The sequence below is a fragment of the Massilia sp. IC2-476 genome (assembly GCF_020707295.1).
In the GTDB taxonomy this organism is placed as follows: domain Bacteria; phylum Pseudomonadota; class Gammaproteobacteria; order Burkholderiales; family Burkholderiaceae_D; genus Telluria.
In genome coordinates this window covers 72385-89107 of record NZ_JAJFER010000002.1, presented here as the reverse complement: position 1 = coordinate 89107, position 16723 = coordinate 72385, and the positions used below count along the sequence as shown (strand labels likewise).

Below are 16723 nucleotides of genomic sequence, written 5' to 3'. Positions count from 1 at the left end.
GGATGCCAGCGGTTTCCCTGGTCAGCCTGGCGTCAGCAGGATGGCGGGAGGCGCCAGCCGGACGATATCCTGCTCGTTCCGGTTGTCGGTCACCACCAGCTGGAGCCGTTCGCCGCCGGGCGCCACGCGCACCAGCACATGCCCGTCATGGCTCAGCATGCGCCGGGTCAGGCGGCCGTTCGCCAGCAGGTTCTCGCGCATGACGGTCGTGGCGAGCACCTCGCGCGGTCCCGGATAGAGCCGCTCGCTGAACATGCGCTCCAACTGCAGCATGTCCGGATGGGCAATATGCCAGGATGGGATGACCCAGACGCGGGGCCGCAGGCTGCGCACGACGTCCCCGTTCAAGCCGTCGAACATGCCGTGGTGGTCGGCCGTCGCCACCGTTACGGGTCCAGCCGCCCGCGCCGCCGGACCGAGCACGTCCTGCCATGGCAAGACGCCATCGTTCGTATAGCTGGTCAGGTCCCCGGCCGTGAAATAGCTGAAGTTCCCGTAGCCGATCCGGATCGCGACCGAACACTGGTTTTCGCTGGGCCAGTCGGCGCGCGGCAGGGTGGCCAGGTCGGGAAAGAGCTTGCGGCTGCCCTCCCCTTCGCCAGTCCAGACTTCGCCATTCGCTGCCACGTTGCGCACCTCGAAGCGATGCGGAGACGGGCGGTGGCCACGCGCGGCGATCTGGGCTGCGCTGCCGACCCGGAAGCGCTCGACCGCCAGCCCGGCCTTGCGGCGCGCCCCGGCGAATGCCAGGTAGTTACGCCAGAACGGCGCATCGATCCGCTGGGGATACGCGTAGTCGGGATAGCCGCGGTCGATCAGGGTTCTCACCCTCAGCTGCTCGGCGACATCGGTCACGCCGCCGAGCCGGTACGCGCCGCCGGCCGCGATCGGCGACGATTCGTTCACGTCGCCGGTATGGTCCGGATGCAGGTGCGTCGCCAGCAGGTAGTCGAGTCCGTCCAGCCCGGCGCGTCGCAGGTGGCGCGCCGCGTAGCGGCCGATCCACTCGCCGGGACGGCGGCTGGCGTCCGGACGCGGCGCCACCGACACATCGGGCGCGTTCAGCGAGGCGCCGGCGTCGACCAGTAGGCTGGTCCCATCCGGCAGCATGACGAAGGTCGCGTTGCCTCGGCCGGTGGCAATGTGGTGGATGTCCAGCCATCCCGGCAGCCAGGGCGCGAGGGGCTCGCCCACGCGCTCGGACGATGCGGCGGCCGCTCGCACCGGGCGCGCCGCCGGCAGCGCCAGCAGGGCGGCCAGCAGCAGGCGGCGATGCTGGTCGAGTTGCGCCATCAGAAACGCCCCGTCAGGCTGAGGCCGAAGGTGCGCGGCTCGCCCGCATAGCGGGCGCGCACCACCTGGGTCGAGCGCGTCAGCAGGTAGGCGGTGTCGCCGGCATTCTTCACCCACGCCAGCAAGCGCCAGTTGCGGTCCAGGGACTCGATGCCGGCGGAGAGGTTGGCCAGGCCATAGGAAGGCAGCTGGAGGTTCGGATCGTTGGCCGCGCCCGTGTTGTAGCTCTCCTTCCAGGCATGGCTGGCGGCGCCTACCAGATAGCCGAAGGACACCGGGTAGCTCAGGTTGGCGGCGACGCTGGCCTGGCGCCGAGGGGAATTCGACAGGCGGTTGCCGGTATTGTTGACGGTGCCGACGGCGAAACGGTCGTAGCGGCTGTCCAGGTAGGCCGCGCTGGCCGACAGGTCGAGCCAGCTGGCCACCTTCCAGGCCAGTTCCATCTCGCTGCCGTCGACGCTGGCGCGGCCGGCATTCACGATCGTCAGGATACCGGTCAAGGTATTGTTGACCAGTTCCTGCTTGTCGCGGTATTTCATGCGGAACAGCGAGGCGTTCAGACGCACGCGGTTCTGCAGCCACTGCGACTTCAGCCCGAGCTCGAAGTTGTTGACGGTCTCCGGCGCGAATGCAGTACGGAAGGCAGCCGCGCTGGACGCGTCGGCGTTGTAGCCACCGCTGGTGAAGCCGCGGGTCGCGCTCAGGTAGCCCAGCACGCCGGGACGCGGCGTCCAGCCGAGCACCATGCGCGGCGTGAATTCGCTCCATGCCTGCGACAGCCCCTGTACGCTGAACGATGCCGTCGGACGCAGCAGGTCGGTCCGCACCAGCGAGGCCTGCTTGCGATCGCGCGTATAGCGGGCGCCCAAGCTAAGGTCGAACTGCGGGCTCAGGTGCAGGACGCCGTCGGCGAACACCGCGATGCTGCGGCTGTCGACCGCCTGTTCGGCCAGCGTCGCGCTGGCCAGTGCACCGGTGCGCGCCGCCAGGCCGCGCGTGCCCAGCTGGCGCTCCCCCTCTTCGTCCGAATAGTACAGGCCGGCCACGACATCGCCGCGCGCCCAGCGCGGGCTGGCGTAGCGCAGCTCCTGCGAGAAGGTGGCGATCTGGTCGGCGTCGCGGGTGACGCTCTGGCTGCCGCTGGCAAGGAAGGCGTAGTTCGCGCCAACGCCGGAGTAGTCTTCGCCCGACTGCGACTTGCGGTAGGCGGTGATCGAGGTGAGCTCGCCGGCGGGCAGGCGCCACACCAGCCGGGCCGATGCGCCCGAGATGATGCGTGCAAAGCGCTGCGGGACGCCGAGTTCGGACGTGCGCACGTCTCCATCGTCTCCCAGGGTATCGGACGACAGCGTGCGTCCGCCGTTGCGGTCGTCGCTATAGTCCGCGCTCACAGTGAGATCGACAGCAGGGACCAGGCGCACGAACGCCTGGGCGCGGAAGTTCTGGCTGTCGATGTCGTCCTGCTCCGCCCCGGTGAGGCGGTCGCGCCCGAGTCCGTCGCGCCGGCGGAGCGAGGTCGACAGCTTCAGGGCGGCCTGCTCGCCCAGCGGCAGGTTGGCCAGGCCGCGCGCCTGGCGCTCGCCGTGGTTGCCCGCGATGAGTTCGGCCTCGGCGGCATACTGGCCAGGGTCCGGCTGGCGCGTGTTGATCACGATGGCGCCGCCCGTCACATTACGGCCGAACAGGGTTCCCTGCGGCCCTTTCAGGACCGCGATCGATTCCAGGTCGAACAGCTCGAAGCTGGCGGCGCTGTTACGGGGAATGAACACGTCGTCGACGAAGATCCCGACCGGCTTGTTGACGCCCACCTGGGAAAAGGTATTGCTGATGCCGCGAATGGCGATGGTCGGATTGGCCTGGCTGAAGGCCGAGACCAACAGCCCGGGAGTGAGCCGCGCCAGGTCCTGCAATCCCTGCACCCGATGCGCGTCGATCGACTTGGCCGACAGCGCGGTCATCGCGATCGGCACCGCCTGCGCCGACTGGCTGCGCTTCTGCGCGGTAACCGTGACCGTGTTCAGTTCACTGTCGGCCGTGGGGACCGGCGCGCCGTCCGGCGCTTCGCGAAAGACCAGGACCGCGCCGGCTCCATCCCGGCGCACCGCCAGCCCGGTTCCGGCGAGCAGCGTGTCGAGTGCGCGCTGTGCATCCATGGTCCCCTGCGCGCCGGCGCTGGTGCGCCCGCGCACGTCGTCGGCGCGGTACAGCAGCTGCACGCCGGTTTGCGTAGCGTACTGGTCGAGCGCGGTCTTCAGGTCGCCCGCGGGAATGTCCAGTGCCGCTGTCTGGGCGTGGAGGGTGCCGCAGAACAGCAGCAGGCACAAGGTGCCGCTCAGTCTTGGAATAGCCATTGTCATGTTCCTTGCATGGTAGAGGGATTTGCTGCTTCCTTCTTAGACGCGCGGGCCGCAAAAATCCGGTATGCGGCCGGAACATGTTCAGCGCGAGAGCACGATCTCGTCGCCGCGCCGTTGCGCCTTTAGCCCGAAGCCCTTTTCCAGCAGGCGCACGAAGCCGTCCACGTTGGACGGTGAGAAGCTGCCGCCGACTGCGATCTGCGCGGCCGCTCCGTTCACCACGATCCGCCTTTCGTTGTAGCGGTTGAATTCCGCGGCGGCGTCGGCGAGGCTGGTCTGGTCGAACACGATGCGGCCTTCGCGCCAAGCCATGCGTTTTTCCGTCGCGGCAGCGTCGTGGCGCGCACGCATGATGCGGCCGCCCTGCGCGACCGCTTCCTCGTTGCGCCCGAGTTCGACCGGCGCGCCGGATCCACTCACGCGGACGCGCCCCTGCTCCACCAGCACGCGCACCGCGCCGCCCTCGCGGCGCACGGTGAAGCGGGTCCCCAGCACGGTGACCCGGCTGGCGCCTGCTTCGATGACAAAGGGATGGGCGGGATCGTGCGCGATGTCGAAGTAGGCTTCACCGCCTTCCAGCCAGACGTGGCGCCCGTGCTCGCGGGATGCGCGCAGACGTGTACCGGTGTTGAGCGTGATACGCGAACCATCTTCCAGCGCGACCATGCGGTTCTCGCCGATGCGGGTGGCGTAGCGCTCGACCTGGTTGCCGCCGAGCGGGGCCAGCCAGGCGCCGAACGCCAGTGCGAGCAGCACGCCGGCTGCGATGCGCCATGGAGAGAAGCGCGCCAGTGCGGTGCGCGCAGCCGGCAGGCCAGCGTCCTGCTCGGTCAGGGCGTCCGCGGCGCTCCAGGCCGCGCCCAGGCGCAGCCAGGCGACGCGATGGCGCGTGTCGGCGTCCAGCCAGGCATCGCGCTGGCGTTCCAGCTCGCCGTTCCAGTCCGCCGCATCCTGGCGTGCCACCCAGGCGGCCGCCGTCTCTTCAATCGTCTCCGCGTTCTTGTTCTTGTCCATCATGTCTCATGTACCTCGTTTGCGCAGCTTGCGTTCCAGCCTGGCGATCCCGCTGCCCAGGCCGCGGGAAAACAATGCATCGGCGAGACTGCGCATGCCCTTCGCGATCTGTTTTTCCACCGTGTCCTCGGCAATGCCCATCTCGGCCGCCACCTCGCGCTGCGACAATCCCTCGACCTTGCGCAGCACGACGACTTCCCGGCAGCGCGGTGGCAGCGCATCCAGCGCTTCGACCAGCACGCCGAGCTCGCGCCTGCCGCTCACATGCCGCTCGGGCGTGAGTTCGTCGATGATCAGGTCGTCGATCTCGGCATACGCGTCGATCGATACCACCTGGCTTTTGCGCGCACGGTCGATCAGGAGATTGCGCGCTGTGGCCATCACGAAGGGGGCGGTCCGTTCCGGCAGGCCGCATCGCGCGGCGTCGTACACGCGCGCGTAGACCTCCTGCCGCAAGTCGGCCCATTCGCCGGCGTCGCGCCAGTTATGTCTGAGGTAGCGCATCAGTGCAGGTTCGACGGCGAGCACCTCGCGGATGAACCAGTCGTCCAGGTCGTTGGGCATGTCTTGCAAGGGTAGACGAAGGTCGTATGAAATTCCGGTATCCGGAAAAATAAAAATGTGCGCGATCCTATCCTGGCACGGTCATGTGACGCGCCAATGAACGAAGCGGCAATGCGAAACCTGTGCGAAACCTGCCAGGCTGTCATCGTCCCGTCATCCGACGATGCCACCATCCCGGCATTTTCCAACGACCGGAGCTTGCATGTCCCGTTTCCTCCTCTCGTGTGCCAGCGCCGCCGCGCTGGCTCTGCTGTCCGGCTGCGGCAGCGACGATCCCTCCACCCCGGCCCAGACCACGCCCGTGGTCCAGCAGCCGGCGCCGCCGGCCGCCGAGCCAAACGCCAGCGTGGCCTTCATGTCGGACGTCCACTTCCACAACGTGTACGGCGACTTCAAGAGCCCGCAGTTCGCCGGCATCCCGACCAAGGACGGCAAGAACGCCACCATCCGCACCATGTATGCGCAGCTGACCTCGACGCGCCTGTTCAACGAAAACTATTTTGCTTTCCGCGCCGCGCTGGACGATGCCCATGCCAAGGGCATCCGCCTGGTCGCCTTCCCGGGCGACTACTCGGACGACGCCCAGCCGATGAACATCGACGGCATCGCCGAAGTGCTGAAGGAATACCAGGCCAAGGGCATGCGCTTCTTCCTGGCGCCGGGCAACCATGATCCGAACGAGCCTTTCGATGACCTGGAAGCCGGCAAGAACGACTTCCTCACCAAGGAAGGCAAGGAGCAGAAGGTGTACGCCACCTCGAACGCCGCCTGCCTGGCCAAGGACCCGACTGTGGTCTGCACCGACCAGCTGATGGAACAGGGCTACGAAAAGCTGATGGCCAAGCTGGGCGACTTCGGCTTCAACCCGAACAAGGCCGACCTGCACTGGGAAACCCCATTCAGCAAGTACACCAACAACAAGTACAGCTATGACGAGGCGGTCGCGCAGTCGGCCGTCGCCAAGCGCGAGTTCGAGATCTGCGCCGAAGGCTCAGGCGGCAGCTACAAGGCCGCGGGCGAAGCGAAGCTGGGCAAGGCTTACACCAAGTGCGCGACCATGATGGACGCCAGCTACCTGGTGGAACCGGTGAAAGGCCTGTGGCTGCTGGCGATCGACGCCAACGTGTTCGTGCCGAACGCGAAATTCGATCCCGCCAATCCGAAAAAATTCAGCGGCTACGATGGCGCCGGCAACGCCGGCTGGAACAAGGTCCTGACCCACAAGATGCACCTGGTGGACTGGATCAAGTCGGTCAGCGCGCGCGCCAAGCTTGAGGGCAAGCAGCTGATGGCCTACTCGCACTACCCGACCATGGACTTCTACGCCAACCAGACCGAGGCGATGAAGGCGGCCTTCAAGCCGGGCGCCTTCCAGACCGCGCGCGTGCCGGACGCCGCCACCGCGGCCGGCGTCGCCGCCACGGGGCTGCGCTGGCACGTGGGCGGCCACATGCACTTCAACGGCACCAACGATTTCGCCGACGCCAACGGCAACTACCTGGTGAACGTGCAGTCGCCTTCGCTCGCGGTCTACGGCGCGGCCTACAAGATCATCAGCTACAAGGACCTCGACACCGTCGACGTCCAGACCGTGGCCCTGAATTCGGTGGCGCGCTTCAACGAACTGTTCCCCTACTACCAGGTCGAGAACGATTACCTGAAGGGCAGCACCCTGGCGGCCGACATCGCCAAGCGCTGGGACCGTTCGATCCTCGACACCCGCTCATACGGCGACTACACGCGCCAGTACTTCGGCGAGCTGTCGCGCCTGCGCTTCATGGATGAATACTGGCCGTGCGAGATGAAGGAAGCGGCGATGGCCCTGAACGGCCGGCAGATGCTGATCCTGTCGCAGCTGCAGACCCGCGTCACGCTGGCCCAGCTGAAGGACTATCCGTCGGTGCTGCCGCTGACCGCCAGCTGCGCCGCAGCAGGTACGGCATCAAGCATGCCGGTGGCCGCCGCCCAGCTGACCACCGACTGGGCCGAGGCGACCGCGCGCGCCGAGAAGCTCGCCAGCGCTGCAGGCTTGAGCCTCGATTCGTTCGCGAAGATCACGCCCTACGACTTCTACGGCGACTTCCACCGCACCGTGTATGCCGGCGAACTGGCGCTGCGCGACATGGGCCAGGAACGCGTCAGCCAGTACAAGGTCTTGATGGCGGCCTTCCCTGCGACCACCACGGCGCCCGTGAAAATCGGCGACAAGCCGTCCGACCAGAACCCGGTGCACCTCGCCTTCCAGCACCAGTTCAAGCAGGTGTTCGCGATCTTCAAGGGCCTCGGTTCGGCCAAGCCGAGCGACCGCTTCACCATCGACCTGAAAGGCAAGAAGATCAACAACGCCAATGGCGCGGGATTGAGCTTCAACTAAGGAAATGCAAACGGGGCCTTGCGGCCCCGTTGTGTTTTCGATGATCCATTCAGATCAGTGCAGCATGCGCGGTTCCTGCTCGTCGTCGTCGCCAAACAGGTCGTCGAACATGAGCGCGTCGGGCTCCTTGCCCTGGCTCCACAGGACCATCAGCACGATGATCTTGAGCTTGCCCAGTGCGACCGGCGACTCATCGCAGGCCAGTGCGCGTTCGATGACGATTTCGCGCTGCGTGGGACTGAGCACCTTGGCGCTTTCGAGAAACTGGATGAAGCCGATGGCTGCACTGCCCAGTTCGATGTATTCCTCGTCCACATAGTAGCGGATGCCGGTGCATGCATCGATTGCGTCGGAAACTGCCGCTTCGGTCAGCCCGGAGAGCCAGTCCAGCGCCTCGGAAATCTCGATGTCATCGAAACCGACGGCGGACAGCTTGCGTGCCAGGGCCGCCGGCTCGGGGCAGGCGTCAGGACGATAGTACGTCTCGTAGAGGTAGACCAGGATGTCGAACATAGTGACGCTACTGTAGCAGCTAAGTTCGCCGAGGCACAAGCCTGGCACGCACACCCACGTACCGTGCGGGCAAAACGTTGTATCACGGCCTTATCCGTTCATTCAGTTTTGTCGAGATTTAACAAAACGAAGGCCAAACATTTCACATAAATATCTCAAAAAGAATACTGTTTTTCGCATTCATCCCGCATAGAGCATGTGCGGAAACAAACATACTTGGAGGAATACGTTTTTTTTCAGGCGGGGCGCACCAGGCGCTGGACCCGGCCATCCGGCAGGCGTTCGAGTTGTCCGGCAAGCTCGAGCGCAAGCAGCTCGCCGGCCAGCCAGCCGGCATCCTGGCCCAGGCTGTCGAGCAGCGCGTCCGGCTCCATCGGATCGTGGCCCAGCGCCGCCAGCAAGGCGGCATCGCCGGCGGCCGGGCAGGCCGCTACCTGCCGCGCCAACGGCGAGACCTGCATCGCGGCCAGCACTTCGTCCACCGTCTCGACCAGCTGCGCGCCTTCGCGTATCAACTGGTGGCAACCCTTGGCCAGCGCCGAGTGGATCGATCCCGGCAGGGCGAATACCTCGCGCCCTTGCTCGGCCGCCATCTGCGCCGTGATCAGCGAACCCGACTGCGCCGCCGCCTCGACCACCAGCACGCCGGCCGCCATGCCGCTGATGATGCGGTTGCGGCGCGGGAAGTTATTGGCGACGGGCGGCGTGCCGAGCGCGTATTCGCTGACGATGCAGCCCGCGTCTGCGATACGATGCGCCAGCGCGCGGTTACGTGCCGGATAGACCCGGTCCGGGCCGGTGCCGATGACGGCGATGGTCGAACCCGACCCGCGCAAGGCGCCTTCGTGGGCGGCGGTGTCGATGCCGAGCGCCATGCCCGATACCACGCACAGGCCAGCGCGCGACAGGGCCTCGGCAAAGTTTTCCGCATTCGCCCTGCCCTGCGTGCTGGCGTTGCGGCTGCCGACCACGGCAATCATGGGCATATGCAAAAGTTCGCGCCGTCCATTTATATAGAGCAGCAGCGGCGGATCGGGAATGTGGAGCAAGTCGCCTGGATAGTCGGCGTCCTGCTGCGTGACGAGGTGATGATGCGGTTCGGACAGCCAGGCCAGCGTAAGCTCGATCCGGCGCGCAAGCTCCGGCGTGACGGGCGCGCATAGTGCGGCGGCCTGGGCGGCCGGCACCTGGGCCGCAAGGGCTGCATGGCCGGCACGGAAGATTGCCAAGGGCGAACCGAAGGCGGCCAGCAGGAGGTTTGCAGTCCGGCACCCCACCCCGTTCGTCCCTTCCAGTCGGATCCAGTCGGCGATGGCGCGGGGGTCTGGCGGGGTGTGGGGGGCCGTGTCCTGCACGGTAGGGTTTACTCCGGTGAGCGGGCTACGTCGCCGACTTCCACCGGCGCCGTTACTTGCATGATCAGGCCATACGACACGTTCCTGAACACACGGAAAATGAACAGGCTGCCATATTGTTCGTCGGGCAGCTTGATCTGCGGTTTGCGGAAGCTGAACACGCCTTTGCTGGCGGGGTCCGCGACCGTCTTCCCGAGATGATAGAGCTGCAGCACGGAGCCGACATCGAGTCCGTCAACAGAACCCCGATTGACAGTCACGACCTGGCTCTGGCCGGCATAGCTCACGCCCGCGTAGATCGACATCACGCGCGCATCGACAAGCTGCGCCGGCGCATGCGGCATGTAGTTGCGCACCGGGCTCGGGGGCATCGGGATCAGCAGGTCGCCGACGCCCATTTCCTGGCGCGTCTCGGTGACGCGGAAAGTATGTGCATCCACACCTGGCGCCGCGGCGCGGTCGAGCGTGACGCTGCCCAGGTAGGCGGCTTCATGCGCCATCACCTTGCCGGTCTGCGGGTCTTTCAGCGGGCCGGTCGGACGGAAGACCTGGAAGGTCTTGCCGGCGCCGATGTTGCCTTTTACATAGACCCGGTCGCCGGTGCCGAGGTAGACGCGGCCTTCCTGCGAGGCGACGATGCGCGCCGCGCCGGCCAGTTCGTTGGCCTCGACCACGAGCGGCTGGGTCAGGTAGGGTTCGATCATGCCGGCCGGGATCGACTGCACGGCATTGCGTTCCAGCGATTCGGTGCGCACCTGCGGCGACAGTTTCGTCAGCGGCGGCAAGCCCGCGTCGTCGCCGCTGCCGGGACGGTTCAGGGACAGGCGGCCGCGTGCGCGGTCGAAATAAATGATCTGGCCGGGATAGATCCAGTGCGGATTGCGGATCTCCTCGCGGTTCATGCCCCACACCTGCGGCCAGCACCAAGGGTTCTGCAGGAAGGTGCCGGAGATGTCCCACAGGGTATCGCCCTTGACCACGACGTGCTGGTCGGGCGCATTCGGGCGGAATGCGCAGCGCTCGGCTGCCTGGACCGGGGCCGCCGCGGCACAGGCAAGCAGCGCCAGGGCAGCAGCGCGGGTCACGACTGTGCTAAAATTTTTCATTGAAACGTCCGTCATTGCGTCCGTGAATTTGCGGCTTTGACACCGGATGGCTGGCAGCGCGCACGCATCTTCCTGCGCTAGTGCTGGAAGAGACATGACGATGACCCCTCTCGATTGACAAAAGGTTGCCGTACTGAATCAAATTCTGCACACAAATCCCTGAACTAGCAAGACAAACCGCGTCCTGCAGGATAGGCGATGTGTTGCATTTTCCGTACGCGCGCATAAACCTTATTGAACTGATATTCCCTCTTATTTTTCCGACCATGGCCTTACTGAAGATCCTCCGCTACCCTGATCCACGCCTGCACAAGGTTGCCAAGCCGGTCACCGAATTCGGTACCGAACGCCTGCGCCAGCTGGTCAAGGACATGGCCGACACCATGTACGATGCACCCGGCGTCGGCCTGGCCGCCACCCAGGTGGACGTGCACGAACGCGTGATCGTCATCGACGTCAGCGAAACCACCGACCAGCTGATGGTCTTCATCAACCCGGAAATCACCTGGGCCAGCGAAGAAAAGCAGGTCTACGACGAAGGCTGCCTGTCGGTGCCCGGCATCTACGACGGCGTCGAGCGTCCGGCGCGCGTCAAGTGCAAGGCCCATGATGTCGACGGCAAGGAATTCGAAGTCGAAGCCGATGGCCTGCTGGCCGTGTGCATCCAGCACGAAATGGACCACCTGATGGGCAAGGTCTTCGTCGAGTACCTGTCGCCCCTGAAGCGCAACCGCATCAAGGCCAAGCTGCAGAAGGAAGAGCGTTCGCTGGAACGCGACGCCGCGCAACGCAGCGCGCGCCGCTGATGAAGCTCGTTTTTGCCGGCACCCCCGAGTTCGCTGCCGTCGCCCTGCGTGCCCTGCACGAGGCCGGCTTCGAGATTCCCCTGGTCCTGACCCAGCCTGACCGCCCGGCCGGGCGCGGCATGCAGTTGCAGGCATCCGCAGTGAAGCAGTACGCGCTGGCGCACGGCATGGAAGTCGCCCAGCCGCTGTCGCTGCGCATGGATGCCAAGGACCCGCAGCGCGCGCAGGAAGCACGCGACGCCCATGAACGCCTGCTGGGGCTCGATTACGATGTGATGGTGGTGGCCGCCTATGGCCTGATCCTGCCGCGCAGCACGCTCGACATCAAGCCCTGCATCAACATCCACGGTTCGCTGCTGCCGCGCTGGCGCGGGGCGGCGCCGATCCACCGCGCGATCGAAGCCGGCGACGCGGATACCGGCGTGACCATCATGGGCATGGAAGAAGGCCTCGACACCGGGCCGATGATGCTGATGGAGCGCGAGGCGATCGAAGACAGGGACACCACCGGCAGCCTGCACGACAAGCTGGCCCTGCTCGGTGGGCGCATGATCGTCGAGGCGCTGCGCAAGATGGCAGCGGGCGAATCGACCGCCGTGCCGCAGCCGGAAGAAGGCGTGACCTACGCCGCCAAGATCAGCAAGGAAGAGGCGAAGCTCGACTTCGCCCTGCCCGCCGAGCTGCTGTGGCGCCGGGTGCGCGCCTTCAATCCCTTCCCGGGTGCGCATGGCCTGGTGGATGGCGTGACCGTCAAGGTGTGGAATGCGGAACTGGTATCAGGTTCGGGCACGCCGGGCCAGGTGCTGGCGGCGGATGCGCAAGGCATTGTGGTCGCCTGCGGCACGGGTGCGCTGCGCATGACCGAACTGCAAAAGCCAGGTGGCAAGCGCCTAGCGGCGCCGGAGTTCCTCAAAAGCTTCCCGCTGGACGGGAAAGTCTTCTCGTAAAATAAAAATCGGGGCAATGCCCCGATCGATCACTTCTGCTGCGCTCCCGCAGCGCGTTGCGCATCCATGTATTCGCGCAGTACCTGGTTGATACGGGTCTGGTAGCCGGGACCTGCCGACTTGAACCATTCCAGCATGTCCACGTCCAGGCGAATCGTCACGATCTGCTTGACGCCATTGTTAGCTTGCTGCTTCACGGCAACTGCCGGCTCTTCAATGCGGTTCGCGGATTGATCCCAATCCGGCTCATATTCTTTGTTCATGCAATTATCCCGTTAAAAGCTTCGCCAACATTGTGGCGACGGGGTAATTGTCGTCCGTGTATGTAACGTAAAGATTGCGGATGTGTTGGGTTTTGTAACGTCATGTAACAGTCGGGCGCATCAATACATAAAGATACAAACACAAAACTGCGTTTTTGCCCCTCCCTGAGCAAGGCAGCGTCATGACGTATAATCGTAGACCGCCCAACAGTAACGGCCAGTAAAGCCGCGAGAAAAAGCTCACATGAACGCCCCACTCCCTACCATCTCCCCGATCGATTCCCAGCTGCGCGACATCCTCAAGCGCCGCATCATGATCCTGGATGGCGCGATGGGCACCATCATCCAGCAATACAAGCTCGACGAAGCCGCCTACCGCGGCGAGCGTTTCAAGGATTTCAGCGCGCCGGAAGGCGCTGGCGCGCGCGAGCTGTTCGTCAAGGGGAACAACGAGCTTCTCACGCTCACCCAGCCGCAGGTGATCCAGGAAATCCACGAGCGCTACCTCGCCGCCGGCGCCGACCTGATCGAAACGAATACCTTCGGCGCAACCAGCGTGGCGCAGGACGACTACCACATGGCGCATCTCGCCTACGAGATGAACGTGCAAGCCGCGAAGCTCGCGCGCGCCGCCTGCGCCAAATACAGTACGCCGGACAAGCCGCGCTTCGTGGCCGGCGCCCTCGGCCCGACCCCGAAGACCGCCTCGATCTCGCCTGACGTGAACGACCCGGCCGCGCGCAACATCACCTTCGACCAGCTGGTCGAGAGCTACCACGAGCAGGTACGCGGCCTGGTCGACGGCGGCGCCGACCTGCTGCTGGTCGAGACCATCTTCGACACCCTCAACTGCAAGGCCGCGCTGTTCGCGATCGACCTCTACTTCGAAGAGCGCCCGGAACTGCCGCGCCTGCCGATCATGATCTCGGGCACCGTCACCGACGCCTCGGGCCGCATCCTGTCGGGCCAGACCGTCGCCGCCTTCTGGAACTCGGTACGTCACGCCAAGCCCATCACCATCGGCCTGAACTGCGCGCTCGGTGCTGCGCTGATGCGCCCGTATGCCGAAGAGCTCTCGCAGATCGCCGATACCTTCGTCTGCATCTACCCGAACGCCGGCCTGCCCAATCCGATGAGCGACACCGGCTTCGATGAACTGCCGGCCGATACCTCGGCCCTGCTGCGCGAATTCGCCGACGCCGGCTTCGTGAACATCGCCGGCGGCTGCTGCGGCACCACGCCCGAGCACATCGCCGCCATCGCGAAGATGCTGGAAGGCCGCCCGCCGCGCCAGGTGCCGGAGCCCCCGGTCGCGATGCGCCTGTCGGGCCTGGAGCCCTTCACCATCGACGACAGCTCGCTGTTCGTCAACGTCGGCGAGCGCACCAACGTCACCGGCTCCAAGGCGTTCGCGCGCATGATCCTGAACGAGCAGTTCGACGAGGCCTTGTCGGTCGCGCGCCAGCAGGTCGAGAACGGCGCCCAGGTCATCGACATCAACATGGACGAGGCGATGCTCGATTCGCAGGCGGCGATGACGCGCTTCCTGAACCTGATCGCGTCCGAACCGGACATCTCGCGCGTGCCGATCATGATCGACTCTTCCAAATGGAGCGTGATCGAGGCCGGCCTGAAGTGCGTGCAGGGCAAGGCCATCGTCAACTCGATCTCGATGAAAGAAGGCGAAGAAGAATTCATCCGCCAGGCCAAACTGTGCCGCCGCTACGGCGCCGCCGTGATCGTCATGGCCTTCGACGAACAGGGCCAGGCCGACACCTTCGCGCGCAAGACCGAGATCTGCGGCCGTGCCTACAAGGTGTTGACCGAGCAGGTCGGCTTCCCGCCGGAAGACATCATCTTCGACCCGAACATCTTCGCGATCGCCACCGGCATCGAAGAGCACAACAACTATGCGGTCGACTTCATCGAAGCCACTGCCTGGATCCGCAAGAACCTGCCGCACGCGAAGGTCTCGGGCGGCGTGTCGAACGTTTCGTTCAGCTTCCGCGGCAATGACCCGGCGCGCGAAGCCATCCACACCGTGTTCCTGTACCACGCCATCAAGGCCGGCCTGACCATGGGGATCGTCAACGCCGGCATGGTCGGCGTGTACGACGACCTCCCTGCGGAACTGCGCGAGCGCGTGGAAGACGTGGTGCTGAACCGCCGCGAGGACGCCACCGAGCGCATGATCGAATTCGCCGGCACCCTGAAGGCCGGCGGCGGCAAGCAGGAACAGAACCTCGCCTGGCGCGAAGCGCCGGTCGAGAAGCGCCTGGCGCACGCGCTGGTGCACGGCATCACGCAGTGGATCGTCGAGGACACCGAAGAGATGCGCCAGAGGGTAGCGGCAACCGCCGGGCGTCCGATCCACGTGATCGAAGGCCCGCTGATGGACGGCATGAACATCGTCGGCGACCTGTTCGGACAGGGCAAGATGTTCCTGCCGCAGGTGGTGAAATCGGCGCGCGTCATGAAGCAGGCCGTGGCCCACCTGGTGCCCTTCATCGAAGAAGAGAAGGCGGAAGAAGAACGCCGCACCGGCGTGGTCGCCAAGCCCAAGGGCAAGATGGTGATCGCGACCGTCAAGGGCGACGTGCACGACATCGGCAAGAACATCGTCTCGGTGGTCCTGCAATGTAATAACTTCGAGATCGTGAACATGGGCGTGATGGTCCCGTGCGCCGACATCCTGGCCAAGGCCAAGGAAGAAAACGCCGACATCGTGGGCCTGTCCGGCCTGATCACGCCTTCGCTGGAAGAGATGGCCCACGTGGCGCGCGAAATGCAGCGCGACCCCTACTTCCGCGAGAAGAAGATCCCGCTGCTGATCGGCGGCGCCACCACCAGCCGCGCCCACACGGCCGTCAAGATCGCGCCCCACTACGAAGGCCCGGTGGTCTACGTGCCGGACGCCTCGCGTTCGGTGTCGGTGGGCCAGTCGCTGCTGACCGAGGACAGCCGCGACGCCTACATCATCGAGCTGGCCCAGGACTACGAACGCATCCGCGTCCAGCACGCCAACAAGAAGGCGCTGCCGATCCTGAGTATCGAGCAGGCGCGCGCCAACAAGGCGAAACTGGCGTACGCCCCGGTCAAGCCGAAGTTCATCGGCCGCCGCGTGTTCAAGAACGTCGACCTGGGCGAGCTGGCGCGCTACATCGACTGGGGTCCCTTCTTCCAGACCTGGGACCTGGCCGGCCCCTACCCCGCCATCCTCACCGATGAGGTCGTGGGCGAAGCGGCCTCCAAGGTGTTCGAGGAAGCCCAGGCCATGCTCAAGAAGATCATCGAAGGCCGCTGGCTGACCGCCAACGGCGCCATCGCGCTGCTGCCGGCGAATGCGGTGAACGAGGACGACATCGAGATCTATACCGACGAATCGCGCAAGGAAGTCGCCTTCACCTGGTACGGCCTGCGCCAGCAGGGCGTCAAGCCGGTGGTGGACGGCGAGCAGCGTCCGAACCAGTGCCTGTCCGACTTCGTCGCGCCGAAAGACTCCGGCATCGCCGACTACATCGGCATGTTCGCGGTGACGGCGGGCCTCGGCATCGAGAAGCACGAGCAGCGCTTCGAAGCGGCGCACGACGACTACTCCTCGATCATGCTCAAGGCCCTGGCCGACCGCCTGGCCGAAGCCTTTGCCGAGTACCTGCACGAGCGTGTTCGTACCGACCTGTGGGGCTATGCGGGCAACGAGGACCTGTCGAATGAAGCGCTCATCAAGGAAGAATACAGCGGCATCCGTCCGGCGCCGGGCTACCCGGCCTGCCCCGAGCACACCGTGAAGGCCGAGCTGTTCCGTACCCTGCAGGCCGGGGAGATCGGCATGGAACTGACCGAGTCCTTCGCGATGTATCCGGGCGCGGCGGTGTCGGGCTTCTATTTTGCCCACCCGGACTCGAAGTACTTCGTGGTCGGCAAGATCGGCGAAGACCAGCTCGAGGACATGGCGCGCCGCCGCGGCATGGACAAGGCCGAACTCGAGCGCCACCTGGCGCCGAACCTCTCGTAATTCCTCCCCTGCCGGCGCGGTCTTTTCGACCGCGCCGGCCTCCCCCGTTCCTGCAAACTTCGTCCCCGCTGCACGGTCTAAGCCAGTGCAATGTCATCGTTATGGGAGGGAGACAT

At 65.4% G+C, this 16723-nt stretch carries 12 protein-coding genes; 4 read left to right on the top strand and 8 right to left on the bottom strand.

Features of this window, described 5'->3' with window-relative positions:
* Positions 1-21: 21 nt before the first annotated feature.
* The 4 genes from LK539_RS05210 to LK539_RS05195 all read right to left on the bottom strand — a co-directional run bounded on the left by LK539_RS05210 (position 22) and on the right by LK539_RS05195 (position 5228).
* Positions 22-1293 (bottom strand): ComEC/Rec2 family competence protein, encoded by a 1272-nt coding sequence (locus LK539_RS05210; protein ID WP_227799852.1) that lies wholly within the window; start codon positions 1291-1293, stop codon positions 22-24.
* A complete protein-coding gene (locus tag LK539_RS05205) occupies positions 1293-3644 on the bottom strand; it encodes a TonB-dependent receptor (protein WP_227799851.1) in 2352 nt (783 codons plus the stop codon). The genes LK539_RS05210 and LK539_RS05205 overlap by 1 nt, the downstream gene beginning before the upstream one ends.
* A gap of 87 nt (positions 3645-3731) precedes the next feature.
* On the bottom strand, positions 3732-4667 hold the full coding sequence (locus LK539_RS05200) for a FecR domain-containing protein (protein ID WP_227799850.1): 936 nt from the start codon (positions 4665-4667) through the stop codon (positions 3732-3734).
* Between the two features lie 3 nt (positions 4668-4670).
* Entirely contained in the window at positions 4671-5228 is a 558-nt protein-coding gene (locus tag LK539_RS05195) for an RNA polymerase sigma factor (protein ID WP_227799849.1), read from the bottom strand.
* A 202-nt stretch (positions 5229-5430) separates the two neighbouring features.
* Between LK539_RS05195 and LK539_RS05190 the strand changes: the two genes are divergently transcribed.
* Positions 5431-7602, top strand: coding sequence for a metallophosphoesterase (locus LK539_RS05190; RefSeq protein ID WP_227799848.1), 2172 nt, complete (start codon positions 5431-5433; stop codon positions 7600-7602).
* 54 nt (positions 7603-7656) lie between these two features.
* Here LK539_RS05190 and LK539_RS05185 read toward each other — a convergent pair whose 3' ends face one another.
* From LK539_RS05185 to LK539_RS05175, 3 genes are all read right to left on the bottom strand, one after another.
* Complete coding sequence (locus LK539_RS05185; protein ID WP_227799847.1) at positions 7657-8115, bottom strand: DUF494 family protein; 459 nt, start codon at positions 8113-8115, stop codon at positions 7657-7659.
* Positions 8116-8351: 236 nt separating this feature from the next.
* Positions 8352-9470 carry a DNA-processing protein DprA gene (dprA, locus tag LK539_RS05180; protein ID WP_227799846.1) on the bottom strand — a complete coding sequence of 373 codons (1119 nt, stop codon included), beginning with the start codon at positions 9468-9470 and terminating at the stop codon, positions 8352-8354.
* Between the two features lie 8 nt (positions 9471-9478).
* Entirely contained in the window at positions 9479-10576 is a 1098-nt protein-coding gene (locus tag LK539_RS05175; protein WP_227799845.1) for a LysM peptidoglycan-binding domain-containing protein, read from the bottom strand.
* A 266-nt stretch (positions 10577-10842) separates the two neighbouring features.
* Here LK539_RS05175 and def point away from each other — a divergent pair, with 266 nt between their 5' ends.
* Together def and fmt are read left to right on the top strand one after the other, a co-directional pair.
* Complete coding sequence (gene def, locus LK539_RS05170; RefSeq protein WP_227799844.1) at positions 10843-11382, top strand: peptide deformylase; 540 nt, start codon at positions 10843-10845, stop codon at positions 11380-11382.
* Positions 11382-12329 carry a methionyl-tRNA formyltransferase gene (gene fmt / locus LK539_RS05165; protein WP_227799843.1) on the top strand — a complete coding sequence of 316 codons (948 nt, stop codon included), beginning with the start codon at positions 11382-11384 and terminating at the stop codon, positions 12327-12329. Before def ends, fmt begins: the two co-directional genes overlap by 1 nt.
* A gap of 29 nt (positions 12330-12358) precedes the next feature.
* Here the strand turns inward: fmt and LK539_RS05160 are convergent, their stop codons facing one another.
* Complete coding sequence (locus LK539_RS05160; protein WP_227799842.1) at positions 12359-12592, bottom strand: BrnA antitoxin family protein; 234 nt, start codon at positions 12590-12592, stop codon at positions 12359-12361.
* A gap of 244 nt (positions 12593-12836) precedes the next feature.
* Here LK539_RS05160 and metH point away from each other — a divergent pair, with 244 nt between their 5' ends.
* Positions 12837-16607 (top strand): methionine synthase, encoded by a 3771-nt coding sequence (metH, locus tag LK539_RS05155; protein ID WP_227799841.1) that lies wholly within the window; start codon positions 12837-12839, stop codon positions 16605-16607.
* Positions 16608-16723: the final 116 nt, after the last annotated feature.